At 50.0% G+C, this 24,676-nt stretch carries 26 protein-coding genes; 8 read left to right on the top strand and 18 right to left on the bottom strand.

Features of this window, described 5'->3' with window-relative positions; genetic code table 11:
• Nucleotides 1-15 precede the first annotated feature (15 nt).
• Together GAP13_RS01885 and GAP13_RS01880 are read right to left on the bottom strand one after the other, a co-directional pair.
• Entirely contained in the window at nucleotides 16-831 is an 816-nt protein-coding gene (locus GAP13_RS01885) for a glutamate racemase (RefSeq protein ID WP_158905622.1), read from the bottom strand.
• Nucleotides 832-1,122 (bottom strand): hypothetical protein, encoded by a 291-nt coding sequence (locus GAP13_RS01880; RefSeq protein ID WP_158905620.1) that lies wholly within the window; start codon nucleotides 1,120-1,122, stop codon nucleotides 832-834.
• Between the two features lie 109 nt (nucleotides 1,123-1,231).
• Between GAP13_RS01880 and GAP13_RS01875 the strand changes: the two genes are divergently transcribed.
• Nucleotides 1,232-1,831 carry a pentapeptide repeat-containing protein gene (locus GAP13_RS01875; RefSeq protein ID WP_158905618.1) on the top strand — a complete coding sequence of 200 codons (600 nt, stop codon included), beginning with the start codon at nucleotides 1,232-1,234 and terminating at the stop codon, nucleotides 1,829-1,831.
• Nucleotides 1,828-2,436 carry an MBL fold metallo-hydrolase gene (locus GAP13_RS01870; protein ID WP_158905616.1) on the top strand — a complete coding sequence of 203 codons (609 nt, stop codon included), beginning with the start codon at nucleotides 1,828-1,830 and terminating at the stop codon, nucleotides 2,434-2,436. Before GAP13_RS01875 ends, GAP13_RS01870 begins: the two co-directional genes overlap by 4 nt.
• A gap of 4 nt (nucleotides 2,437-2,440) precedes the next feature.
• On the opposite strand, the gene GAP13_RS01865 is transcribed toward GAP13_RS01870, so the two are convergent.
• From GAP13_RS01865 to lepB, 4 genes are read right to left on the bottom strand one after another with little or no spacing between them, the layout of a single operon-like run.
• A complete protein-coding gene (locus GAP13_RS01865; RefSeq protein ID WP_158905614.1) occupies nucleotides 2,441-3,709 on the bottom strand; it encodes a hypothetical protein in 1,269 nt (422 codons plus the stop codon).
• Between the two features lie 20 nt (nucleotides 3,710-3,729).
• On the bottom strand, nucleotides 3,730-4,980 hold the full coding sequence (hemW, locus tag GAP13_RS01860) for a radical SAM family heme chaperone HemW (protein WP_158905612.1): 1,251 nt from the start codon (nucleotides 4,978-4,980) through the stop codon (nucleotides 3,730-3,732).
• The gene (locus GAP13_RS01855; RefSeq protein ID WP_158905610.1) at nucleotides 4,977-5,558 is read right to left on the bottom strand and encodes a S26 family signal peptidase; all 582 of its coding nucleotides are present in this window, start codon (nucleotides 5,556-5,558) and stop codon (nucleotides 4,977-4,979) included. The genes hemW and GAP13_RS01855 overlap by 4 nt, the downstream gene beginning before the upstream one ends.
• Before the next feature lie 7 nt (nucleotides 5,559-5,565).
• Nucleotides 5,566-6,540, bottom strand: coding sequence for a signal peptidase I (gene lepB, locus GAP13_RS01850; RefSeq protein ID WP_158905608.1), 975 nt, complete (start codon nucleotides 6,538-6,540; stop codon nucleotides 5,566-5,568).
• Between the two features lie 69 nt (nucleotides 6,541-6,609).
• Between lepB and GAP13_RS01845 the strand changes: the two genes are divergently transcribed.
• The 5 genes from GAP13_RS01845 to rlmN all read left to right on the top strand — a co-directional run bounded on the left by GAP13_RS01845 (nucleotide 6,610) and on the right by rlmN (nucleotide 11,536).
• Nucleotides 6,610-8,163, top strand: coding sequence for a formylglycine-generating enzyme family protein (locus tag GAP13_RS01845; RefSeq protein WP_158905606.1), 1,554 nt, complete (start codon nucleotides 6,610-6,612; stop codon nucleotides 8,161-8,163).
• Nucleotides 8,160-8,627: an SsrA-binding protein SmpB gene (gene smpB / locus GAP13_RS01840; RefSeq protein WP_158905604.1), complete on the top strand. Its 468-nt coding sequence runs from the start codon at nucleotides 8,160-8,162 to the stop codon at nucleotides 8,625-8,627. The genes GAP13_RS01845 and smpB overlap by 4 nt, the downstream gene beginning before the upstream one ends.
• Before the next feature lie 6 nt (nucleotides 8,628-8,633).
• Nucleotides 8,634-9,176 (top strand): 16S rRNA (guanine(966)-N(2))-methyltransferase RsmD, encoded by a 543-nt coding sequence (gene rsmD, locus GAP13_RS01835; protein WP_158905602.1) that lies wholly within the window; start codon nucleotides 8,634-8,636, stop codon nucleotides 9,174-9,176.
• A gap of 159 nt (nucleotides 9,177-9,335) precedes the next feature.
• On the top strand, nucleotides 9,336-10,472 hold the full coding sequence (locus GAP13_RS01830) for a tetratricopeptide repeat protein (protein WP_186338809.1): 1,137 nt from the start codon (nucleotides 9,336-9,338) through the stop codon (nucleotides 10,470-10,472).
• Nucleotides 10,473-10,495: 23 nt separating this feature from the next.
• Nucleotides 10,496-11,536, top strand: a complete 1,041-nt coding sequence (gene rlmN, locus GAP13_RS01825) for a 23S rRNA (adenine(2503)-C(2))-methyltransferase RlmN (RefSeq protein ID WP_158905598.1) — start codon at nucleotides 10,496-10,498, stop codon at nucleotides 11,534-11,536.
• Nucleotides 11,537-11,580: 44 nt separating this feature from the next.
• Here the strand turns inward: rlmN and GAP13_RS01820 are convergent, their stop codons facing one another.
• Both GAP13_RS01820 and GAP13_RS01815 read right to left on the bottom strand, forming a co-directional pair.
• Complete coding sequence (locus GAP13_RS01820; RefSeq protein ID WP_158905596.1) at nucleotides 11,581-12,831, bottom strand: ribonuclease H-like domain-containing protein; 1,251 nt, start codon at nucleotides 12,829-12,831, stop codon at nucleotides 11,581-11,583.
• Between the two features lie 31 nt (nucleotides 12,832-12,862).
• Complete coding sequence (locus tag GAP13_RS01815; protein WP_158905594.1) at nucleotides 12,863-15,187, bottom strand: DEAD/DEAH box helicase; 2,325 nt, start codon at nucleotides 15,185-15,187, stop codon at nucleotides 12,863-12,865.
• Nucleotides 15,188-15,250: 63 nt separating this feature from the next.
• Between GAP13_RS01815 and GAP13_RS01810 the strand changes: the two genes are divergently transcribed.
• Nucleotides 15,251-16,525: a glucose-1-phosphate adenylyltransferase gene (locus tag GAP13_RS01810; RefSeq protein ID WP_158905592.1), complete on the top strand. Its 1,275-nt coding sequence runs from the start codon at nucleotides 15,251-15,253 to the stop codon at nucleotides 16,523-16,525.
• A gap of 20 nt (nucleotides 16,526-16,545) precedes the next feature.
• Here GAP13_RS01810 and GAP13_RS01805 read toward each other — a convergent pair whose 3' ends face one another.
• The 10 genes from GAP13_RS01805 to cysE form a co-directional block, all read right to left on the bottom strand.
• Nucleotides 16,546-17,157: a phosphoribosyltransferase gene (locus GAP13_RS01805; RefSeq protein WP_158905590.1), complete on the bottom strand. Its 612-nt coding sequence runs from the start codon at nucleotides 17,155-17,157 to the stop codon at nucleotides 16,546-16,548.
• Nucleotides 17,158-17,238: 81 nt separating this feature from the next.
• The gene (locus GAP13_RS01800) at nucleotides 17,239-18,759 is read right to left on the bottom strand and encodes a Do family serine endopeptidase (RefSeq protein ID WP_158905588.1); all 1,521 of its coding nucleotides are present in this window, start codon (nucleotides 18,757-18,759) and stop codon (nucleotides 17,239-17,241) included.
• Nucleotides 18,760-18,874: 115 nt separating this feature from the next.
• Nucleotides 18,875-19,621, bottom strand: coding sequence for a type I methionyl aminopeptidase (map, locus tag GAP13_RS01795; RefSeq protein WP_158905585.1), 747 nt, complete (start codon nucleotides 19,619-19,621; stop codon nucleotides 18,875-18,877).
• Nucleotides 19,602-20,045, bottom strand: coding sequence for a transcription antitermination factor NusB (nusB, locus tag GAP13_RS01790; protein WP_158905583.1), 444 nt, complete (start codon nucleotides 20,043-20,045; stop codon nucleotides 19,602-19,604). The genes map and nusB overlap by 20 nt, the downstream gene beginning before the upstream one ends.
• A gap of 13 nt (nucleotides 20,046-20,058) precedes the next feature.
• Nucleotides 20,059-21,090, bottom strand: a complete 1,032-nt coding sequence (locus GAP13_RS01785) for a peptidyl-prolyl cis-trans isomerase (RefSeq protein ID WP_158905581.1) — start codon at nucleotides 21,088-21,090, stop codon at nucleotides 20,059-20,061.
• Between the two features lie 57 nt (nucleotides 21,091-21,147).
• A complete protein-coding gene (locus tag GAP13_RS01780) occupies nucleotides 21,148-22,002 on the bottom strand; it encodes a J domain-containing protein (RefSeq protein WP_158905579.1) in 855 nt (284 codons plus the stop codon).
• 3 nt (nucleotides 22,003-22,005) lie between these two features.
• Entirely contained in the window at nucleotides 22,006-22,404 is a 399-nt protein-coding gene (locus GAP13_RS01775; protein ID WP_158905577.1) for a hypothetical protein, read from the bottom strand.
• Nucleotides 22,405-22,544: 140 nt separating this feature from the next.
• Nucleotides 22,545-22,940 carry a preprotein translocase subunit SecG gene (gene secG, locus GAP13_RS01770; protein ID WP_158905575.1) on the bottom strand — a complete coding sequence of 132 codons (396 nt, stop codon included), beginning with the start codon at nucleotides 22,938-22,940 and terminating at the stop codon, nucleotides 22,545-22,547.
• A gap of 118 nt (nucleotides 22,941-23,058) precedes the next feature.
• On the bottom strand, nucleotides 23,059-23,808 hold the full coding sequence (tpiA, locus tag GAP13_RS01765) for a triose-phosphate isomerase (protein WP_158905573.1): 750 nt from the start codon (nucleotides 23,806-23,808) through the stop codon (nucleotides 23,059-23,061).
• A gap of 133 nt (nucleotides 23,809-23,941) precedes the next feature.
• Nucleotides 23,942-24,673: a serine O-acetyltransferase gene (gene cysE / locus GAP13_RS01760; protein WP_158905571.1), complete on the bottom strand. Its 732-nt coding sequence runs from the start codon at nucleotides 24,671-24,673 to the stop codon at nucleotides 23,942-23,944.
• Nucleotides 24,674-24,676 lie beyond the last annotated feature (3 nt).

Genomic DNA, 24,676 nt, shown 5'->3' with positions numbered 1-24,676 from the left:
CCACTAGCTTGTTCCTCAAAGCAGTTCGGGCACAGCTGTCCCGAACCGGTTCGCCCACGCAATGTAGGAAGGACAAGGTTTTCTGTCGCCTGTCAGATAAAAGCCCCCCTCGTTAGCCGCCTCGGCCGCAGGCTCAGAAAACAAAAAACGCCGAAGCGCAGAAAGCACATGCTCTCTTGAATCCAGGCAATGGACATCATCCATTCCGCGCGCAGTAATAACATGCCGAATTGCTTCCTCAAGAAAAACAAAATGACTGCTTGCCAGGACAAGCCTGTCAGCTCCCTTTTCCAGGGCATACGCGATATATGGTTCGACAGCCGCTTCAGCGCTTTCCTGCTCCGCAAAAGGCAAATGCTGCTCGACATAATCGACAAGGTCTTGCGCAGGGATCCTGAACACATCGATTTCCGGAGCATCTCGAGCAATCATATCATCAAGAAAAGCATCTTCCGCAGCGCGGGCAGTAGTGAGCACCGCAATACGGTGCGATTGCGTTTCCCGGGCTGCTTGCGCAATCGGAGGAATAGCACCAATGATTTTCATCGGACGGTGTGCTGCCTGCAGATCTTTGAGCCCAATCTGCACTGCGGTCACACAGGATATCACGAGTATATCCGGATCGAGGCGAGCGCGGATTCTTCTTACTCGCTCGAACAGAATGTCCCGAATGGCTTCGGGGGATTTTGTTCCATATGGAAAACCGGCATCGTCAGCAACATACGAAATCGTGACTCCTCTCCACTCCTGGTGAATTGCTTTCAGGAATGGTAATCCGCCGATGCCTGAATCAAACACACATACATGCAATGCATCGTTGTTGCTTTGCATTCAGTCTCCGAACAGCGCATCGAACTTGCGTTTCGCGTCAGACTGCGAAACTGTCCTGTCTGTGCTAGAATTCTCTACGAACTTCTCTGCAGCCGAGAACCACTCGCAATGGTTGCGCTTCTCTTTGTCGAAAACCTGTTCGTCGATATTCTCGGCGCAGTCCCAATGCAGTCCAGGCGTATAGAAACGGCACATCTGGCATACGTGCAAGTCCTTGCCACACTGCTCGCAAGTATCATTGAAGCCTGGCTTGTATCCATACGGCAAGAGAGCGCCACATGCATAACACATGGATAAAATACTACACAGGATGGAGATTCCTGGCAAGCACACAGCGAATCTGTATCGGAATAATGGTATGGACCTTGAGCGCTGCCGCCAAATCATGTAGGCTGTAGGCATGTTCAAGGTTGTTCCTTGCTCCGTCGAGGGTTGCCACCGGCCTTCATTTTCGCTCGAAACTCTCTGCTTCGATCACCTGAAAAATGATGCAGAACGCATGCGCAAATCCCTTGAAGAATTGCGATCCCAAACGCTCATCATGAATCGTGTTTTTGACGATGCAACGATAATGGGAATGGATTTTTCCCGCTACCGATTTGTTGGCTGTTCTTTCAGAAATGTCAAAATGCATCACGCAATGTTCACAGGCGCTTCATTCCATCTCTCTTTTCTGGATGGATCAGAATTCATTTCGTGCGACTTTTCCGGCACAGATATAGATTTCTGCTCATTCGGCTCATCAAATTTCCTCGATTGCAGTTTTGAAAATTCCGAACTTATCCAAACAAACTTCAATGGCTCGCACTTTTCCGATTGTACCTTTTCCGGATCGAATCTCTATAATTCGCGCTTTATGCTCTGTGATCTCGATACAGTCAATTTCGACAACTGCGATTTCAAACGCGCCTTCTACATTCCAGCAAAGGAATCCAACGTCACGTTTGTCGGATCGAATATTGCGGAAGCAGTCCGCGATCTGGAGCATTTATACCTATGAAAATTTATCAGCATTATTCCATTTTCGGTTTTTCGAACAGTTATATGATTGGAAACGAAAAACTGGGCAAGGCCATTGCGGTGGATCCTGCCGAACTTACGCCAACAATGATAGAAAAAATCGAGCAAAACCACTTTGACCTCTGTGCCATATTCATAACGCACAACCATACACATCATATTCGCGGACTTTCGACAATAATGAAGATTTACAGTCCGATAATCTATGCCTCCAATGCAAAGATCCTTGAATTCCAATGCAAAAAGGTCAGAGATGGCGAATCATTCGAGGAAGCCGGTTTTTCTGTCAGAGCGATTGCGGTACCGGGGCATTCTCAGGATTCCATTGTCTATCTCGTCGATGAGTCGTTCCTGTTCACAGGGGATGTCCTGCATGCTGGCTTAATCGGAAAAACAAGTAGCACATTTAATACCAATGCGCTTGCAGCACGTATACAGCAGAAGCTATTTTCCCTCCCGCAAGAAACAGTGATTTTCCCAGGTCATGGCCCTCCGAGCACAATTTTTTCAGAAACCCGCGCGAATATTTCGTATCAGGAGGGCTTCGCTGAGCACATCAAGTCGAATTACGATTTCTTCGTGTAATCGTCTATGATTGCCATAGCCGGATAAAAGCTTCTATGCGCTTTATCCAATCGCCGCGAATCATGACAAGATGGTTACCAAGAGGGTTGGTGAGGAGTTCCTCAGCGCGAGCTTCCGGAAGTTCAAGCAAGGCCTGTGTTCTGCAAAGGCCTTCTTGGCGGGGGCTGCCAATAACTGACGCGTTAGAAAACCACACTCTTTCCAGATTCTTTCCTCCGATCCTTACCAATGTTACCGGACCTTCAGGAGTAATTCCGGCGACTGCTACACCCAAACCCGATTCAAAATGACTGCGCAATCCATAGCTTGAAAGAATGGAGCGTGGAGCGGTGCAATGCGCAATAAGCGCCTGAGCAGTTCCTTTTTCTTTATCAATCGAAATTCTCGAAGGATTTGCCATCCATCCTGTCATTCCCGTGAGCGTACGCATCCAGTGAAGCGCAATAATCGAAGGGATATCACCTTCGCATCCTGCATCGATCCCTTCATCGGCAAGTGCTGAAAGCGCAAGACATCCAGTGCTGCTGTCCTGCAATACAAGGTCAAAACAACGCAATGTCAGCGCAGTAAGCCTATAGCGAGCGACAATGCCTTTCAGTGCCTGCAGAATTTCCGCGGATTTGCGCATATCCGCCTCATCTGCCTCGGAAAAGAACTCAGCTTTTGCACGCAAGCCTGGCATATCGGGCGCGCGCTCGGGTTTTGCGCGAATGGCTTCTATGTCATGCATAAGTTCTGCAAAAGGAATATCGATTAGGGTCAGACCCCAGGCTTTTTTTGCAATGTCCGGATGCTGGCTCGATGCAATAAGCCAGTCTGAAGGCTTCCCGACAACGCCAATGCGGCTCGCTTGCAGGGTTCTCATGCTTTGCGATACAGCGATAATGTTCCCCAGGGCAGCAGCATCGAACACTCCGGATGCGTCTGCCTGCAGAATGAGCCCTTTGCCACTATCCTGCTTCACTTTGGCAAGGATCTCCATTGCTGCGGGAAGCGAGTTTTGGAAAGGATGAGCCAGGAGGACGACAGGTGTACCCTGCTCTATCATTTTTTCTTTTTGAATAAGCTGCATCGCTTCGGCTTCGGTGCCTCCAGTGAGGACAAAAATAAAGAGAGGAAGGTTGGTGTTCCGAGGGCATAGTGTATGCGTCCCGACAGACTGAAGCTCACCTCCAGCTTCGATCAATGCCTGCTCGAATTTTGAAAGCAGCTCTTGCTTCTGTTTTTCGTCGTGAAGAATCGACGCCACTACGGCATATTGAAATAATGTCATGAAATGCTCCTTCTAAAATTTCAAGTTTTTAGCATGGCTCGATTTTCGTCCATCTCCTCAAAGCATTCTACCAGAAATCTGTTTAGAATGTCGAAGTTCCTAGGATGAATGGCAATGTGATTATCTTTTTGAATAATCTCCCCACCCCATCGTTCGAGCGATGATGGAATGAGCTCTAAGATCGGAATGCCAAAAAGCGCAGAGAACCTGGTGGCATCGACACCTCTTGCCGTTCTGAAACCCATCATCAAGACCTCGAAAGCTGCAGTCGGCTTGTCGATAATTTCAACTTCTGGCGGAATTTCAGCGGGACGGGCAATGAAATGTTTCAGATTTTTCGTGCCATTCAGCCTCACCATGGAACCAAGCATTCGCTGATGTGCATCTGCAGGGTACGCAAGGGTGCTGACTGCCCCGCTGCCCAAACCCAGATAGGGGTCCATGTTCCAATATGCCAGGTTGTGCCTGCATTCATGCCCAGGCAGGGCATAATTCGAGACTTCATAGCGAATGTAGCCGTGCGCTGCAAGCAGGCCGTCTGCGCTCTCCCTCGCGCGAGCAAGGCTGTCGGTATCAGGCAGCACAAGTTCCCCATCTACAATCCGGCGCTGCAATACAGTCCCTTCTTCTATAGTGAGATCGTACATCGAAATATGCGGAACTTTCCCTGAGAGCGCACTCAAACTTTGCAGAAGCTGCGCTTCGATGTACTCCGGGGCCCCAGCCGGATCACTGGCCCGATATGGAATCCCTGCCAAAAGGTCGACTGAAACTTCAAATCTGCTCGATCCGAGCAGCTCGATTGCGCGGAGCGAATCTTCAACCGAACCGACTCGCCCTAGTATTGGCCATTGGTTTTGCGACAATGTCTGCACTCCAAGCGAAATGCGGCTGACTTTCGTCTCTGCAAGCATCTGGACTGCTTCTTCATCGAGGCTTTCCGGATTTGCTTCGATTGTCCATTCACATTCATTTGCGGCGTAAGGCTCAAGGCCTCGGACAAGCGTTCCCAATAATTCTGTACCAAGAACAGTCGGTGTGCCGCCCCCTATATAAATTGTCGCAAATTCCCCTGCTTCGAATATTTTTGTCCATTCCGCTGCCTGTTCAAGGACAGCGCTGACATAGCTCGCCAATGTACTGGGGGAGCAGCTTCCTCGTGGAACCGAAAAAAAATCGCAATATGCACATCGCCCTGCACAGAAGGGAATATGGACATACAGCGAGCGTGTGGGGAATGGCTTTTTGTCCGTGAAATGCTCTGCGCTCATGTCAAAGGCCCGACTCTTCGTATTGGCCAAATTCTAAATACGAGTTTAGCGCGGATTCGTGAAGCCTGTACCTCTTTATCAGCGGGAGCATCGGCAGACATTCGCCGGGCATCATATTCAAGGGTATAGAGGATAACTCGCTTGTTTTCCCTGTTCTCCCGTATGATGGACTTTATCCGCATGACTTCGGGCACACCAAAATTCCTGCCATACTGTGCTTCCAGAATGGAAAATCGCTGCAATGTAAAAAAGCGCAACACTGCATCGGCAGTAAGGAGCGCAGGAGGCGTGACCTCAGATGCCCCGTCATCGATAAGCACGAGGTCGCCTTGATGAAGAGGACCCGAAAAGCTAAATGGAGCGGAAGAAAAAATTGACCAGAACGGAACAGCGAGCACGACATCCCCGACCACAAGGGAGGGGTTCATTGTTTGATCGCGTATCTGCCAGCTCTGGATCACGACACCCCGAATAAAAGAGCTCAGAATTATAAAGACCACGACGAACCAGATAGCTCTCAGACGATTCTTTTTTCTCTCGACTTTTTCCGCGTATCGAACAGGCCTTCTCGCGAACATGCTGCCACTACCGGATACTGCCCATTCGGCTGAAGGGGAAGTAGATAAAAAGGGCATGGCCAAGAACTTTCTTTTCCGCGACAGGACCGAAATACCGCGCATCGCGGGAATTGTCTCTGTTGTCGCCCATTGGGAAGACGCGAGAATCAGCGATGTACCAGCCGTTCTCATAGCGCTGCGCAATCTGAGCGTTGCGGGCTTCCGAAGGATTCGCGTCTCTGAGAGTGGTAACGCGGCTCATGTCATAATGGAACGCGTCCTTGTTGGCACTCTGCACAGATGGTGTACCCAGGCTCGCCGGGAATGCAAGATTCAGCTCGGAATATGCCGACGCAATTCCGACATTTGTGATTTCAGCATATTCGCTCTGCGAAACAAGCCGCTGAGTTTTGACAGCAAGGCCCAGCCCCTGCATGAGCGATTTTTCGCTCATAAATTCAGACGAACCACGAGGCTTGATGTACACTTCACCATTGACAACATGGATAGTGTCCCCACCTACTCCTATCGCCCGCTTGATGAGATAGTGGACACGAGGCTCGCCTGTTGGCTCTCTATCGATATCGACCAGTGTGAAAGTGACCATGTATAACATTTGCTGGAAAATCGTGTATAAGGGACCGCGCGAAAGGTAGGATGGATTTTCGAATATGATGACCTTGCCTCGCTCGGGCTTGGATACTCCTGGTGTTTTCAGCACGCCAGGAAGCAATTCAGGGCCATATGACAGCTTGTCTACGAAAATCATGTCGCCTACAAGGAGCGTTTTTTCCATGGACCCTGAAGGGATGCGATATGCCTGGAAGAGATATTGGTTGATCACGAGCACGACGCAGGCCGCCCAGAGAATGGCATATATCCAGTCGACAACCGGGTGGCGTTTCTGCTGTTTCATCTTTGCCCGAAGAGACTTCTGTTTTCTTCGGGTCAAAAAACTTTCGGAGAATGCAACAAGGCGGTCGAAGAAATCTGTTTTCTTCATGGCGATATCAGGCTATCATGAGCGCATATCGTTGACAAGACGGTGCCCTTCGGCTAGGCTTCTTTTGCAATGAAAGACGCTGACAAGATAACCGAGCAAGAAATAGCGCAAGCCAAGGTCACACTCAAACCCGTGCTGGGCGTTCGTCCCCGCGTATATGTCCCGGTTCTCTATTCAATTGCCATTTTGGTTGTGCTCTTTTTTCTTCTCGTAAACCCCGGTTTGTCGCATCCAGGGGCGCGCCTGCAATTTTCCGGGCATCCGGACGCAGCCGCAGTCTATATAGATGGCGCATACGCAGGGAATACACAAGATGGAGCGCACGCAAAACCAGGCCCCCATCAAATCGAAATCCGCAAGCAGGGGTTTTCCTCGAAAGTATTGCAAACAACGGTTCCAAACCGCATTTTTGCCACTCTGATTTTTCCTCCAGCTGTGCATCTTGGCTACGCTCTTGAGCCTCAATCGCAAGAAGCGATTATGCTTCCAGCATTCAAGGATTTCGCTAGCTGGGCTCTATCCGGAAAGCCAAGCGCCATCTATCAGCTGCCCATGACGCTTTCCGAAGCCTCAAGGGATCTGGCATCCATCCAGAACATCGACCGCGCTGCTCTTTCCGATGCGCTTCTGGCAGCAGGAATAAGTCTCTCCATGAATGCTGCTTCCTTGCGAGATACCGTGTATGCCAGCACCGCAATTGCTGCGCCTGCCGGAAGTCCGCTTGGCGTACTCTGCACTGCAAGAAACTTGGCAGGAATGCTTGCCTCGTCCAAAAACAGCGCCGCAATGGTTATGGAGACAATCCCCGACAAAGCAAGCGATGCCATTAGGAACGCCGCTGCCGCATTAAAGCAGGAAACAGCAGCATTGCGCATAAACCCTCTGCAAGCGAATGGACTTCGATCCGTTGGACCTCATTCATTCATCATGTTCAAAGGCGGACTTCTCGACCTTGTCAGCAGCACGCCCGAGGGCTCGAAAACCTTATTCCAGAGCACATTGCCTGAATTTGGTCTTGCGTCCACCGAGGTGACACAGCGCGAATTTGCTCGATTCCTTGCGGAAAATCCCGACTGGAAGCCTGAGAATAAAGCTGTGCTTATCGAAAAAGGCCTTGCAGACAGCTCGTATCTGAAAGATTTCGATTTGGCTGCAGCAGATAACCGACCGATCACAGGAGTATCCTGGTACGCGGCCAATGCTTATTGCCAATGGCTGAATCGCCAGGCTCCAGCAGGCTATGAAGTGGTCTTGCCGACAGAGGCCATGTGGGAAGCTGCTGCTGCAGTGTCTTCGCGCAGCATTTCTTCTCTCGGCATATTCAAAAACCATGCATCGACGGGGCCATTGCCAGTCGGTTCTGCTGGTACTGACAGCCTGAGCTTCTCAGATCTTTTTGGCAATGTGTGGGAATGGACTTCTGATGGTTTCCGTCCCTATGCATGGATCCAGAAGGACTCTTCAGCTTTTGACGAACTCATTGGCGCTATAAGCCAGAAAACAGTCAAGGGCGGCTCGTGGGCGAACAGCCCCGATCAGATTTCGATCGATTCCAGAGGGCCTGTTCCTGCTGCCCATGGCTCCGAGTTTCTCGGATTCCGACCTGCATTGAGAAAGAAATGAGATCCCAGGTTCCGATAAAAATAATCGCCCAGAATCGCCGCGCCCGTTTCGATTATGAAATCGAGGAAAATATTGAATGCGGCATCGCGCTCCAGGGCAGCGAAGTAAAATCGATTAAAGAAGGGCGCGTAAGCTTCGGCGATTCATTTGCTGAAATAAAAGGCGAGGAAGTCTGGCTCAACAACCTCCATATCGCGGAATATGCTCAGGCTTCCATGTTCAGCCATGATCCGGACCGCCCGAAAAAGCTTCTCCTCCATCGGCAGGAAATCAAGCGTATCGACCGCCGGGTTCGGGAAAAAGGCTATACGCTCGTACCGCTCAGCATATATTTAAAGCATGGCCTTGTGAAACTTGAGCTGGGCCTGTGCCGCGGCAAAAAGGAATTCGACAAGCGCGCGGATATAAAAGCCCGCGACATCGATCGCGAAATCCGGCGCGATTTCAGGCTTAAAGACTGGTAATTGCAGATGCGCATCACTGGAGGACTGTATAGCGGCCGAATTGTCAAGATGCCTGAGGGCGATCTCAAAATCCGCCCAGCCATGGATCGGATGCGGGAATCGGTATTTGCAGTGCTTGGCGACCTGACCGGTTTTTCCTTCTGCGATCTTTTTTCGGGTTCCGGAATTATCGGGCTCGAGGCGGCATCCCGGGGCGCAAAGCCTGTTGTGTGCATTGAAAAAGACAGAAAAAAATTCCCTGTTTTGCTGCAGAATGCGACTATCGCCGAGCCGCCGCTTTTCTGTCGCGCAATGCCTGCGGAAACTTTTATTATGCGCAATAAAACCGCTTTCGATATTGTATTCCTTGATCCTCCGTTCGATTACAAATTCAAGCTTCAATTGCTGGAGCGGCTCGATTGCTCTGCCAGCCTCCATGAAGGAAGCCTCGTCCTTATTCATTTTCCGCACGAAGACCGCCTGCCCGAACAGGTCGGGGCTCTGAAAAGCATAGACACAAGAATATTCGGCCGCTCGACCGTCCGATTTTATCGCAAAGGCCCAGCCTGAATATCAAATTTATTTTGCGCCAGTTCCTTGCGCAAATTGGATTCAGCAAGTATAATTTCATATAGAATTAGGACGGAAAGAAATAAGTAATAAATATGCAGGCTTGTATGAGCCATATGTAAAAATACTTTCCGCCATGAGGTAAAAGTCATGAGTGATATGCCGTCTTTACCCTACAATGACGATTTTTTCGAAGTGCCTGAAGAAATCCAGTCAGAAAACACCGAAATAGCCGAAACTTCCAAGAAAGGCTACCAGCTGCTCAAAGAGAACCGTTTTGACGAAGCAGTAGAATGTTTTATACAGATCCTTGAAAAAGACAAGGAAAACAACTATGCACTCGTCGGAATGGGCGATTCTGCGCGGAAGCAAGGTCGTTTCAAGGAAGCTGCCGACTACTACCGGCGATGCCTTGTATTCCATCCCGGCAACAGCTACGCGCTTTTCGGACTTGCCGATTGCTACAAAGCGCTCAACCAGTTCCAGAAAGCCATCGAAATCTGGGAGCAGTACCTCCTGCATGACAACACCAACATTACTGTGCTCACGCGCGTTGCCGATGCCTACCGCAAAGTGCATGATTTCAGAAAATCCAAGGCCATCTATCACCGTGTGCTCGAACTAAACCCGGACAATCACTACGCGCTTATCGGACTTGGCCATCTTCATTATGACTTCAAGGAATACAAAGAAGCCCTCTCATACTGGCAGCGCATGGTCGAGCTCGAAGGGGACAATGTCGATATTCGGGTACTCACCGCAATCGGCAACTGCTATCGCAAACTCAAGCACTTCGACAAGGGCATCCCTTATTTCGAAAAAGCGCTGGAAAAAGAACCAGAAAATTTCTATGCCCTGTTTGGAATCGCCGACTGCTATCGAGGCGTGGGCAAGCAGAACATGTCGCTTGTCTACTGGAACAAGATCCTTGAAAAAGACCCAAAGAACAAGGTCATTCTTACCCGCGCAGGCGACGCCTACCGCAACATGGGCGATTACGATAAAGCAGTCGAGTACTACCAGAATGCACTCAACATCGAATTCGACATCTACGCGGTGCTCGGGCTTGCAGTAATTGCGCGCCAGCAAGGCAAATATGAAGAAGCAATCGCGAGCCTTCGCTCGCTTCTGCAGAATGATCCCAAGAATTACCGGATTTATATCGAACTTGCCCAGACATATCTCATGAACAATCAGCGTCAGCAGGCAATCGATGTGCTCACTGAATTCCAGCATATGGGGATCAAGAACCCGATTATCCAGGAAGCGCTGGCCAAACTTACAGGAAAGGCATGAGCGGTCCTGCTTTGAGCAATCATATGAAAGTGTATCCGAGCGGCCTTTCCCTTGCGGAAACGGCCGCTCTTTTGCCGGACCAGCCCCCCTACCGAGCCCGGCAGGTCTATGAATGGTTCTCCAAAGGAATTGCATCGTTCGATGCAATGACGAATCTGCCGCAAAGCCTGAGAGAACGCCTGTCCGGGCTCTATGGCGGACAGGTGCGATCGTCGAGCATAGAAAAAGAGCTCATCGACGAAGATGGTTCATTGAAACTCCAGATTCGTCTGCGGGACGGTGCAGCTGTTGAATGTGTGCTGCTCGAAGATATCGAAGGCCGAAAGACCGCCTGTCTTTCCAGCCAGGTAGGCTGCCCGATGGGTTGTGCGTTCTGCAAGACCGGCACGCTTGGCTTTTTGCGAAATCTGGGGCCAGATGAGATAATCGAGCAATTCCATTTTTTGCGTGACAGGCGCGGGTTCATTTCCAATGTTGTTTTCATGGGGATGGGGGAGCCGCTTCTGAATCTCGAAAATGTGCGAAAAGCAATCGTGGTGCTATCGAGTCCGGAAGGCATAGGAATGTCCTTGCGCAAGATTACTATTTCGACGAGTGGCATAATTCCGGGTATCCTCGATATCGCCCAAAGCGGGCCCAAAATACGCCTGGCGATTTCGCTCACTTCCGCAGAGCCCAATCTGCGCACAAGACTTATGCCTGTCAACAAAACCTGGCCGCTCGACGAGCTCAAATCGGCGCTCCTGCAATTCCAGCAAGCTACTCGCGACCGCATTACGCTCGAGGTCGTGCTCATTGGCAACATGAATGCTTCGGAAACGGATGCGGAGGCGCTCGCCGCCTGGATAACCCCGCTCAAGGCGCAGGTAAATCTGATTGCATGGAACCCCATTCAAGGTATGCCATTCGAACAGCCGAGCCCGCGGCAGATGCGCATTTTTTCTGAAATCCTTGAGCGAAAAGGAATTGTGACGGTGCAGAGGATGAGCCGCGGGCGAGGCGTCATGGGCGCATGCGGACAGCTTGGGGACACCCTGCAGACAACAAATCCGCCTTCTGCATAGAGTCATGGCCGCCAGGATCGCGCTCTTTCGATACCTGCATGCGATCAGAGGCCTTTTTGTTTTGCAGCCTTCCGTTCCAGGCGAGCAATGCGATGCTGCAATGATTCGATTGTGAGGTATGGCAATTGGCGGGGTTCCTGCCCTTCCCACAATTCTTTTGATAATTCTTTTTGGCTAGCCAGAATTTCGCGCGCGCTTTTTGCCCATTCAAGCGCTGCTTGCGGATCTTTGTACACATGTTCGAAGAGTTTTGCTTTCGCAACACAACCGTATGCTGAATTGTCCATAGCCAGAATTGTCTCGGCAAAAAGTCGGTGATTCTTTTCGCGCCTGGCCAAGGAAGCCAGAACCCGAAGCGCTCTCATGCGTTTTTCACCCTGACAGTCCAGAGCGGAATTCTGATCGCGCACCATCAGCAATAGCTTCCGAGCTTCTTCAGTACGACCTGTCTTAAGAAGCCGGCTTGCGATTGCTGCAGGATCTATAGCATATCGCGCTACTCCGCTCACTGGGTCCCGGTAAGCCATTTCGGCCAGCAGAAAGAGTTCAGCAAGTGAAACGACATCCTCCAGATTATGTTTCCACACAAGCACCATCAAGGCCTTCTGTTCTTCGCTCGGCAGCTCTGATTTCACGAGATCAAGCCAGACCTTTGGAACAAGAGCACCCGGAATGTCGGATTCGCGCTCTTTCCCAAGGAGAAACGCTTCCATCGACTGAAGGGCGCAGGATTGCACGCTTCTGCCCCAGAATCGCCGACAATCATGAAGCAAGTCGATATGTCGCAGCTGCGGCATCGCTATCCTGTTGAGCACGCATCGGACTTGCAAAAGGGGTATATCGAAGGCTGTTCCATTATAGCTTGCAATCCATTTCGCAGCAGACAAATTCTCGATCACCTTCTTAAGAAACTCCGGTTCTCCTGGATAGTCTTCAAGGTATATTTGTTTGAGGAACAGTGATGATCCCTCAAATGTCGCAGTTGTGCAAAGAAAAGCAATTGTTCCTGCTCCGCCCGAAAGACCTGTCGTCTCCAGATCGAAAAATGCGATATATCCGGCAGGGACAGAGCCAGGCTCCACATGCATTGCTTCATCATATGCAGGTACAAGGGGCCTCATTATACTCGGCGAAAGCGTTTCCGGCACCTGACGGAAAGGCCGCGAGACTTCTCTTGCCCATACGAGCGGTGCTATCTCTTGCCAGCCCTCAGGGATAAACCGTTTTCGAGGCGCGGAAGGCTTCAGCTTTGTTTTCTCGTTCTTTATCAGCGCGAGCCTTTCCTTGAGATTCATTGTCAGCTCTCCTGAAACCAGCTCGAATTCTCTATTTCGCGCATGCGCCCTGCAAAAGCTTCAGAAACTGCAATGAAATAGCCTTGCTGTCCTTGTCCGCGGATTCCACGCCTATGCATGAGGGACATCCAGCCTTGCAGGAGCAATTGCCAAGGCGCTCGAGCGCAGCAGCGAATATTTCCTGAACATTTGCGTACAGCGCTTCAGCAATCCCCGTTCCACCGGGATACATGTCATAGAAATACAAAGCCGGGTTCTTGAAAAAAAGGTCCCGCGCGCGCGAGGCCACGCCAATATCATGCACATCGCATAGTACCGATGCAGGCGCTAACTGACGCATGAGCCTGGCAACTCCGCTCAGAACTGCATCTGCTTTCTCGGGAACAAGCGCCCCAAGGAGCTTCCCGCTTTCGCTTTCCTGAGCGATCGTGATTATGAGTGATCGTGTTTGCATTTCATCAGGAGGAAGCCAGATTTCGCCGTATCCAATATTCTCGTGAGTATTGAAGCGCAATTTTTTGTATTTCTCGACCTGGCTCCGGACAAGAATGTCCCCAAGCATCATTGTGCATTCCGAATGCTCGGCCTGCGAATCGATGGTCAGCACTTCTATGTCGCGTTTTACTATGGAATCGGTCCAGTAATCCACATCGCTTCGCTCGACCAAGCATACGCGCTTTTCGAGATCGAGCGATTTTACTTGATACTGAGTCCCCAAATGGATATACACCGCTTTGTCGAAAAGCAACTCTTTTGCACTGGGCCTGTCCATCTCGCCAATGACATCGTGCCTTCCATTCGTAGCATCCACAATTACAACATTTTCTGTTGTTGCTGAACGAAGCGATATCTTTTCTCCCGGGTAACCTTCTGCGGACCAGAAATAGCGGCCGGCCGTATGCCGCACAATGCCTTCTTCTTCGAGATAATCCAATGCTTCCTTTGTGAGCTCTGCCGCTTTCTGGTTCGAAGGATCTGGCGAAAACGGCTCGCTTTCAGCAAAGGGCAGCTCGAACGCGGCACATTTCAGATGATCCGTAAAGATATAGGGGTTATACGCATCGATGTGAGCGTGCTCTGGCGCCCTGGAAAGAAAATATTCCGGATGAGCTGCAAAATACTGATCCAGCGGAGCTGAAGAAGAAATATATACAGCAAGCGACACCCCCAGCCCCCGCCCTGCCCTTCCTGCCTGCTGCCAGAATGAGGCAATGCTCCCTGGATATCCTGTTATTACTGCAGCATCAAGGCCTCCGATATCAATTCCAAGCTCAAGCGCATTTGTCGAAACAACCCCATGAATGCGCCCGTCTCTCAAGCCTTTCTCAATTTCTCTCCTTTCGGAGGGAAGCAGTCCTGAGCGATACGGCTTTACGACCAGACCGAAATTGCGGTTATATGCATTTTCTAGCTTTTTGTTTAAATAGCTTGAAAGCAGTTCGACTTGCAGACGAGATCTCGAGAACAGAATCGTGCGCACCCCTTTTTTCAAGAGCCACAACATGACCGATTCCGCTTCGAGCGCGCTGGAGCGTCTAATTCCCTGTACCGGGTCCACGAGTGGCGGATTGACGCAGAACAGCACCTTTTCTCCGGAGCCTGCGCCGCTCTCTTCAATCAGTGCGACTTCGCGCTCGATATAACGCTCTGCCAGCTCCTGCGGATTTGCAATTGTAGCTGATGAAAATATAAACACAGGCTCAGAACCATAGAATTTTGCGATGCGGATGAGCCTGCGAAGCACCGAGGCGACGTGGCTTCCAAACACTCCTCGATAGGCATGGAGTTCATCGACCACAACATATTTCAGATTCGAGAAAAACTTGACCCACTTTGCATGATTGGGAAGGATGCCCGAGTGCAGCATGTCGGGATTCGAGATGATTATGCGACCTGAGGTCCGGGCTTTCGCGCGTATCTCTGTCGGGGTGTCGCCATCGTAGGTATTGATGGCCATCCCTATGCTCCCTGCAAGCATAATCTCGCCAAGCGCACTTTGCTGGTCCTGCGAGAGAGCTTTTGTAGGAAAGAGATAGAGAGCCCTGCCCTCGGGTTCCTCAAGCAAAGTCTGCATCACCGGGAGGTTGTAGCACAGTGTTTTGCCCGAAGCGGTCGGGGTGACTACAATAAAATCCCGCTTTGCGCGAGCCAACTCGTACGATCGTTTCTGGTGGCGATACAGAGCATGAATCCCTCGCGCAGCGAGGGATTCAGACAGCACATGATCGAGATCCTGCGGCAAAGGAACGAAATCAGGTGCTCGAGCAGGGAGTTTGGTCGACCAGGCAATCTCGCTTCTCTCGCTCAGCCATGAAGCAAGTTCATCACAAATTGCATTTGCGGTTTCAGAATTCATAGGATATACTGTAAACATCAAAAAGAAAAAGGTAAATCGGCGCCGCGCCGGAAAGGAGCAGGTATGACAGAAATTCTTTCCATCGTTTTGGGAGGAGGCAAAGGCACACGTCTTTTCCCTCTCACCAAAGAGCGGTCAAAGCCAGCTGTTCCCTTTGGCGGGAAATATCGTATTGTCGATATCCCAATCTCCAACTGCATCAATTCCGGTTTCAAGAAAATCTACATACTTACGCAGTTCAACTCAGCTTCTCTCCATCTGCACATTTCTCGCTCGTATAATTTTGACCATTTTTCAAAAGGATTCGTTGAGATTCTGGCCGCCGAGCAGACGCCTGCACATTCTGGCTGGTACGAAGGAACGGCTGATGCCGTGCGCAAAAATCTCATCCATTTCCGTCCTCATAAACCAAGCCATTACCTTATTGTATCGGGCGATCAGCTCTATCGCATGGATCTGGCTGACATGTTCAGAAAGCATACTGAGTCGGCATGCCGCTTGACCATCGCAGGAACGCTGGTATCGCGCGAGGCTGCCAGCTCTCTTGGCATTATAAAGATTCGGCCCGACGGCTGCATTGACAGCTTCCTTGAAAAACCGGGTCCAACCAAAGACATACGCGATTTTGCCGTGCCTGAAGAACTCAAACCTAAAGATGCGGACCCGAACAAGCCATACCTGGCCAGCATGGGCATCTACATCTTTGATGCACCGCTTATCGAAGATGCCCTTCAGATGGATGCGAATGATTTTGGCAAAGAGATTATCCCGGCTATTGTTGCCAAAGAAAAAGTGAATACATATGTGTTCGGCGGATATTGGGAAGACATTGGAACCATTCGAAGCTTTTACGAAGCGAATATCGAGCTCACTGACATCAATCCGCAATTCAACTTCTACGACGAGCAGATGCCGATTTATACTCACGCTCGCAATCTGCCGGCGTCCAAGCTCAATTATTGTACGCTCAATCAGGCACTTGCGAGCGATGGCTGTATCATCACGAATGCTTCGATTACGCGTTCAATAGTCGGTATCCGTACCGTTATCGAATCGGGAGCAAGCCTCGATGGCGTGGTGTGCATGGGCGCGGATTATTATGAAACCGAAGCTGAAAAAGCAGAAAACCGAAGGAAACACATCCCTAACATCGGTATCGGCGGCGGCTCCATCATTCGCCATGCCATTATCGACAAGAACGGGCGCATCGGCTCGAATTGCCGCATAGGAATCGATCCTTTGCCGCGAGAAGACGGAGAATACAAGACACACTATATTGTCGACGGGATTATCGTCATTCCGAAAAACCAGATAATTCCTGATGGCACCGTGATATAAGCCTGAAGGGGCGCTCGAAATCAGTTTCTGCTGGTTACAAGCCGCATCGCTTCGGCGAGGTCTGGATCGTCGTTGAGATAATGCTGCGCCACTTCGGCCTCAGTCAGGCCTACCAGCTCATGGCTCATGTAGTGTATCCAGAGTTCATCTTCTTTTGACTTGACTTCGATTTTTCTGCACCAGTAATCCGGCGTAATCGGTAGGTGCTGCGGCAAATATTCCCTCACCTTGTAATCGTGAACTGCAATCTTGACGTCGCTGCGCGGCAACCCGCGATCCATGATCACTTTGGCAAGATGATTGATAGTGCGCCCGGAATCGAAAACGTCGTCAACCAGAAGCACTTTGTCGCCATGCCGCAAAAAATCGGGATTATACGTCCATCCGTCTATTTTTATGTTTTCTTGCTGATCAAATCCGCTGTACGATCTGGCGACGACGGCCGCATAGAACACAGGCCGGCTATTCCCTTTCACAAACTTGAAATATTCGCTGATGACGTTTCCCATGTATGCGCCGCCTCTCAGCGAGACATAGATCACATCAGGGATAAAACCATCTTTGTAGATTCTGTAAGCAAGCTTGATCGCATTGTTCCGAATCATGTCATAAGGAACAAATTCTTTATGCATATAATCCCTTCTAAATAAGGGAAGCCTCCGCGTGGAGGCTTCCGAATTCGGAATAACCCGCTCTTGTAAGGGAATATATACTCACTTTCCTACATACGCAAGAGTCTCGACGGTCTGGCCATCCCTGTTGATTGTAAACACCAGCTTATTCCGTCCTTCCTTGGCAAGCGTTTCATAGAATTGCTTGAGGTCGCTGACATTCTTGCCATTTATCTTGGTAATGACATCGCCGGTTCGCAAACCCATAGTTGCTGCAGGAGATTTCGCAAGCACATCCACAACGAGCGCGCCTCGCAGCCCTGCCGGAACCTGTTTCTGATCGACAGAATCAGATTTGAGCGAAATGACCGTTACGCCCGGGAAAATGTTCGCATTGTTCGAGGCAACAGTGGCATCCCGCAGCTCGATTTTCGCGCTAAGGGTCATCTGACTACCCCGCCTAATGATATCGAGCTTTGCAGCAGTGCCTGCCTTTATATCGCCTATCATCCGCACCAAATCATCGGTAGAAGCTACTGATTTCCCGTCTACGGCTGTGACAAAATCACCTGGCAAAAGCCCTGCCTTGTCCGCTGGCCCGTTCATGAATACATGCCCGATGAAAGCACCCTTCTTGCCATCGAGGCCGAGCTCTTTTGCGCTTGCCTTGTCTTGCGTGATATTGGACAAGCTGACTCCCAGCCAGCCATATTTGACTGTGCCGTGGACGATAAAATCATCGATCGCGCTCTTTATGTTATTGATGGGGATCGCAAAGCCAAGGCCGACGGACCCACCTGTAGTTGACGCAATCCACGTATTGATTCCAATGACTTCTCCGCGGATATTGACAAGGGCGCCGCCAGAATTGCCTTTATTGATTGCTGCGTCAGTCTGTATGAAATCGTTGATATTGCCATCCGGGCCGCCGCGCCGCCCCAATGCGCTGATAATGCCCGTGGTAACCGAAGAGACATATCCGAAGGGGCTTCCCAGCGCGATTGCCCAATCTCCAACCTGGAGTTTCGAAGAATCCCCTAATTTGGCAATTACGATATCCGAATCGTCGGTTTCGAACTTGACAAGGGCGACATCTTTGCGCTCGTCAGTGCCGACAAGCTTGCCTTCGTATTCCCTGCCATCGCTCAATTTCACGGTTATCTTAGTAGCATTACCCGCGACATGATGGTTCGTCAGCACATACACTGTTTTGCCCGAGCGCCTGACGATTACGCCGGAGCCTAGACCTTCTTGAGGTGGAAATTGATCAGGCGAAGGTGTATCGGGCCCGAAAAAGAAATCGAAGGGGAATTGCGGTGTCTGCTGCTGTGGCTGATTTTTCTGCGCGCCTTCGACCACATCCAGTTCTACTACAGCAGGAAGTACTGTTTTCGCGATATTGCGAAAAGCTTCCTGTACAGCTTCTGCTTGGGAAATGGCCGCTTCGGTATCAGAGCCAGCCACCATGGGCGGAGTTTCCGCTTTGACGATCGGAAGCGCAGTACTGCTTGCCGAAGGATTCGCCCGGAACATGAATGCAAGCGCAAATCCTATCACAATTCCGAGAATCACAAGATTCGCGATGAAGAAATTTTTCGAATAGAGTTTCTTGCCGAATGACATAGCTGTTATCCTCCGTTGGATAAAAGAAAGTCTATAGCCTATTTTCAATATAATAAAAAACTATTGGATAGAGAATGTTACATGGAATTTGCGGGTTTTTGCGCCAATCGAGCGTTCACCAGCGAGTCAATACTTCGCAGCCAGAATCTGTCACGAGCACAGTGTGCTCAAAATGCGCGGAGAGAGATCCGTCCATCGTCACGACAGTCCAGTCGTCATCGAGGACGCGGACATCGCTTGTACCGACATTGATCATGGGCTCAACTGCCAATACCATGCCAGGCATGATACGCGGGTTGGGACCTGCCGAAACATAATTTGGTATCTGCGGATCTTCATGAATTTCAAGACCGACACCGTGCCCGCAATATTGCCGTACCACCTTGAATCCATTTTTTGTCGCGTGCGAAAATACCGCGCGCGATATATCGGAGATTCGGGAATGCGGTTTGATCTGGGCAATCGCGAGATCAAGGCACTCTTTGGTCACATCGAGCAGTTTTTGCGCTTCCGTGGTTATTTTGCCCACAGGAAGAGTGAATGCTGCATCAGAAAAAAAACCATCCAGATCGATCCCGCTGTCGATACCGACAATATCGCCTTCTTCAAGCGGTCTTGATCCAGGTATGCCATGGATAACTACATCATTGACAGAAATGCAAAGCGTTGCAGGGTATCCTTCGTAGCCCAGAAACGCAGGTTTTCCACCATTTTTCACTATAAAATCATATGCAAAGCGATCCAGATCCTTGGGGGTTGCGCCGGGCTGAACAAGAGGCTTCAGTGCATCATACAGGGCAGAAAGCATCTGGCACGAAGCTCGAATACCTTCGATCTGCTTTTTATTCTTTATTCGAATCATGCAATCCCCCGACAATTTCTTTTTGTATGCCGTCCAGCACGCCGTTGATAAAACGATACGAATCGTCGCTCCCATACTCTTTTGCGATTTCTATCGCTTCATCTATGCTGATTCCTGCAGGGATATCTTTCTGATACAGGAGGCTGTAACATCCTACCCGAAGAATAGCCAAATCGACCTTTCTGAGCCGTTCGAATGCCCAATGCTCGAGGTGTTTCTTTATTATCGCATCGATTCTGTCGATTTCTTCGATAGTTCCTGTAATCATGAGGCGTGAAAAATCCAGTATTTCCGCGTCATAATGCAGCTTCTTCTCTTCATCGAGCCATGCGAACGACAAAAGCTCTGGGAGAGAATGCCCGGCCAAATCCCAGGCATAGAGGGCCTGAACCGCAAGAATCCTTGCTTTTCTTCTAGAAGCCACGGGGCATTTCCTCTTACCAGCTCAGATTCTCGGTATATATTTTGATGGTCGCTTCCTTTCGCAAGCTGTCTATCACCTCAGCTTCGACCTTGTTAAAAAAAGCCTGTTCCTTCTCGGATGCAAGCTGCATAGCCAGAAATTCCTGCACTGTCAGGTTCTGGTTTCCGGGCACAGTATCGGAGAGTGTGAGCTGTTTCTGTGGAATGAACTCATTTACACGCACAATTCTGAATCCGTATGGCGTCTGGATTACAGAAGTTATTTCGCCGACCTTTGCCTGGAACGCGGCATCAAAGAACTCTGCTCCGAAAATGGATTTGCTCTGCTGAGTTTTTTCAAGATAGAGCGAGGGGATAGCTTTGTATCCCGCCGCATCTCCAGCGCGAAGTACATATTCATCAAATTTGGACGGGTTTGCCTTGAGCGCTGCCGAAATGGAATTCATGAGGTCCTTCGTCTTTGCAATATCAGCATCGCTTTTCCCGCGTGTATCAGTATAGATGACGCTCAAGCGAATGGTATCGGGCCTCACAAGAGAAGCTTTTGCTAAGTCGTACGCTTTGAGTATTTCGTCGGCAGTGGGTGGCTTGAGATTTGCTTTCATGTCATCTAGCCGCTTTGTCTGGACATAGGCTTCAAAGAGCAGGCGCTGTTTGACATAGACTTTCGGATCGACAAATACTCCCGAAGCGCGCAATGATTTTTCCAGATCCGCGTCGGTTGCGTTTGCGCCAAGCTGTGCCTTGAGCTGCGCAAGCGCGGAATTTACCTGCGCATCAGAAACGGAAATCTTTTCGCGTTCGCAGAATTGCAGAAACAGCATGCTGTTGATTCTGGCATCCAACACATCTTTCCGTTGCTCAACTGTAAGCTTGGCTCCAGTCGCATTCTCGAGTCTGTCGACATCAGCTCTAAGCTGGCGTACGGATATGACTTCCTGTTTGGTCAGCTTGAATGTCGCTGCAGGCTTGTCGATGCTGGTCTGAGCAATCAGCGGAAAGGCAGCAAATACAAACAAAATCAGCCATGATGCAATTCTTTTCATACTGTTTCACTCACTTTCGGATAAGAATAAAATTCAACGCGCACGGGACAAATGTACTCAGGATATTTTGTTTTGGGCAAGCGGTTGATCCACAGCACGCTGGACCCTTGAGCGCAAGGCCGCGAATCCTGCAAGTTTCGGATATATAAGCGAGATCTGGTTAAGCGCTTCCTCAGCAGCTTCAGCTTCTCCTCTATGAAGAAGTATTTCAACCTTTTTCCGCAGATATTGCGCTGTCTCGCGAGGCGCGATCTTGAGTTCAATAGCCTCATCGAGCCGGTCGAGGTAATCTTCCTCGTCAACGCGACCGGGCATTTTTTGCAAGATAAGAAAGCGAAATTTCAAGGCAACTACTTCAAAATAATAACGGAACCAGGGCTTTTCGAGTTCCATCCTGATCAATTTTTTATAGATTTGGTACGCCTTGATATATTTCCCTCTCTTTTCATATTCCTCGGCTATGCAATATTCGGCATCCATTGCTTCTCCGCGCTCGAGCCAGCGTTCCAGTCTGAAATCTGCAAACGTCTTGCTGCGCTCGTAGATTGCAAGTGCCTCTTCGTCGAGATCGTGCAAAAGATCATAGACTATCAGCTTTGCCTGGCTTTCAGGATCATCCGAGCGCTGCTGCAAAAATTCATGATAATCAAATCCTTTGTTGTCTCTTTCGCGCCTGCGGAGTTCTCTGTCGTACGCCCTTCTCTTTTCTGCATCAGAAAGGATTTTGTATGCTTCAAGAATGAGCCGCATCGCAGACTCGCGGAGCGTCGCAGAAGACTCTCTGGGACGCGCATTTTCCGCTGAATAATGCATATCCGGGTGCAGACGCTTCGCTTGCTTGCGAAATGCGCTCTTGATGTCCTGAGGACTAGAATCAGGGTGCACGCCAAGAATTTCGTAATAATTCTTCATGGCTTACCTGCGATTCAAAGGTGTTCCGCGCGCCACTGCCGCTGCGCTCGATGCATCGGATACAATCTCTCCCTGGACAACAACAAGCCCTTCGTGTTCGAGCGCTTCCATGAATTTCCGCAAAGTGTTGCCCGACCTGAAACCACTTTTCCGGACCAGCGCGAGACATCGCTTGCCAATAAGCCCTTCCGATTTTGCGAGAGTCTGCGGGAGAGAAGAGGCAATGCCGCCGAACATGCTTTTGGGTTCGGTGATAAAAACAAGAAAATCATAGGCACTCAGACCATAAGGCGAATCGGAAACGATGGCAGCCTCATGCCCCATTTCAGCAAAAGAACGGCGCACCATCTCGGTCATCCTGGAAACTTTGTCAGTTCCATGGGAACTTATTCCAATTCGCATAATGTATAAAAAACATCCTTACAAGAATGGCGGTTACAATCCGCATGCATAATAGAATAAAAAGCACGGAATCGGAACAAGTTGCTCCGTTCCCGTGCTTATTTTCGCTGTTCTATGCCTTGGGCGTCATCACGCACAGGTTATTTGCTTGCTGGAGCAGCAGGCTGTCCCGTCTGCGGCGTTTGTCCTTCAGTGGCTGGCTGTGTCTGCGAGGTCTGATCAGTTTGGGTCTGGTTATTCCACCACTCGCTGGTAGCTGTCTGGGCAGAATTCTGCTCTACTACTTTTTCGACATTGCCAGTAGATGATTTGTTCACTACAGCAAGCGCAAAAGCGGTAATAAAGAATAGTGTACCCAGCACATAGGTGATTCTTATCACGACATTCGATGATCTCGATCCGAATGCACTCTGTGATCCGCTGGCAAAAATGCCGCCGATTGAATCAGAATCTTCGTCCTGAATGATGACAAGAAAAATAAGCAAAAGACATACAATGACAAACACAACGAGAAGCAATACTCCGAAGAAACCCATTCTCTTACTCCAGATGGAAATTCATTGCACCAAAACAGCCATGCCCGCGCCAAGCGGGCCACTGCTATCCGAACAGCTATAGTACCCCAAAGTCCGCTATAAGGCAATACCTGTATGTTCAGCGGAATTTAGCGATTGGTACAAATGCTTCGGCTTTCAGGCTGGCTCCACCGACAAGCGCACCATCGATATTTTCTTTGGACATCAGTGCAGCGGCATTATCCGCTTTGACAGAACCACCGTACTGGATTACAATCGCTTTTGCCGCATCCTTGCCATACATCTCGGCGATAACCTGTCTGCAGAAAGCATGCACGGCATCTGCATCCTCTGGAGTCGCAGTCTTGCCTGTCCCGATTGCCCACACCGGTTCGTAAGCAATTGTCACATCTTTCAAGGCAGAAAGCTCGACACCCTTCAGCCCTTCGGATAATTGTCTTCGAATTACATTTTCAAGCATCCCATGTTCGCGCTCCTCGAGGGTTTCCCCAACACAAAGGATGACTTCCAGCTTATGGCTCAGTGCGAGCCGCACTTTTTTGTTGATAAGTTCATCATTCTCGCCATAGGTGTGCCGACGTTCGGAATGACCAAGAATGACAACGCGCACACCCAGGTCTTTCAGCATGAGCACCGAGATTTCGCCTGTATGGGCGCCGCTCTCTTCCGGACCCATATTCTGGGCTCCGAGAAGGATGTTCGAGCCTTCCACAATTTTGGAAACAGCCTGCAAGGCGGTAAATGGAGGAGCGATCATCAGCTTTTCCTTGCAATCCGCCAGCTTGTCCTTCAGCTCCGAAGCAAGAGCAACTGCCTCGGCGATTGTTTTATGCATTTTCCAATTGCCCGCAATGAAATAGCGTTTCATATTCTCCCCTGACATCGATTCAAAAATACGGCCTTTCTTTTAAGAAAGGCGCTTATGAATGCTATCGCAAACCGAACAGCATAGTATCGCTCTTGAATAGTATAGTAAAGACACTTGAGAACTTCCGTGAACTTCAAAGCGCGGCGTCTGACCGGGTGCCATCTTCGCAACCAGCGCGCATCCTGGCAATGACTTCTTCGAGAGCAGCAACTCTTGCGCTCAGTTCATGCACGCGCTGCCCAAGCACATCGGGAATTTTTTCGTGATGAAGATCGGGCTCATCGGAAGCAGTATGCGGAATGTGTCTGTGTACAACCTGCCCAGGTATGCCGACGACAACAGAATTGGGTGGCACATTTTTGACGACGACAGCATTGGCGCCGATGCGGGAATCCGCTCCTATATGAATATCCCCAAGTATTTTTGCCCCGGCCCCAATCGTAACCCTGTCTCCTACTGTCGGGTGGCGCTTTTTCTTGTCGAGCGAAGTGCCGCCAAGCGTAACGCCATGGTAGAGAGTAACATTATTCCCTACAATTGCGGTTTCGCCAATGACGACGCCCATCCCATGATCGATAAAAAGACCTTGTCCTATGCGCGCGGCGGGATGTATTTCTATACCGGTCAGTCTGCGGGAAATATTCGAAATGAGCCTTGCTGTGAGCTTGGATCCATGGTTCCACAGGTGATGGGCGAGCCTGTGGAGCCATACTGCATGCAGCCCCGGATAGACAAGCACAGCCTCGATTTTTGTTCTTGCTGCCGGGTCGCGCTGCAGTATGGCTTCGATATCTGATTTGAAAAGGCTGAGCGGGCCCGCACTCGCGCGCTCTTTCGGTGTATTGTTTTTTTCGCGCTTTTCCATATG

Origin of the sequence: Rectinema subterraneum, from assembly GCA_009768935.1 — a bacterium.
Classification (GTDB): domain Bacteria; phylum Spirochaetota; class Spirochaetia; order Treponematales; family Rectinemataceae; genus Rectinema; species Rectinema subterraneum.
The sequence above is the reverse complement of the archived record's forward strand: the minus strand, read 5'-3'. Positions and strand labels throughout refer to the sequence as shown.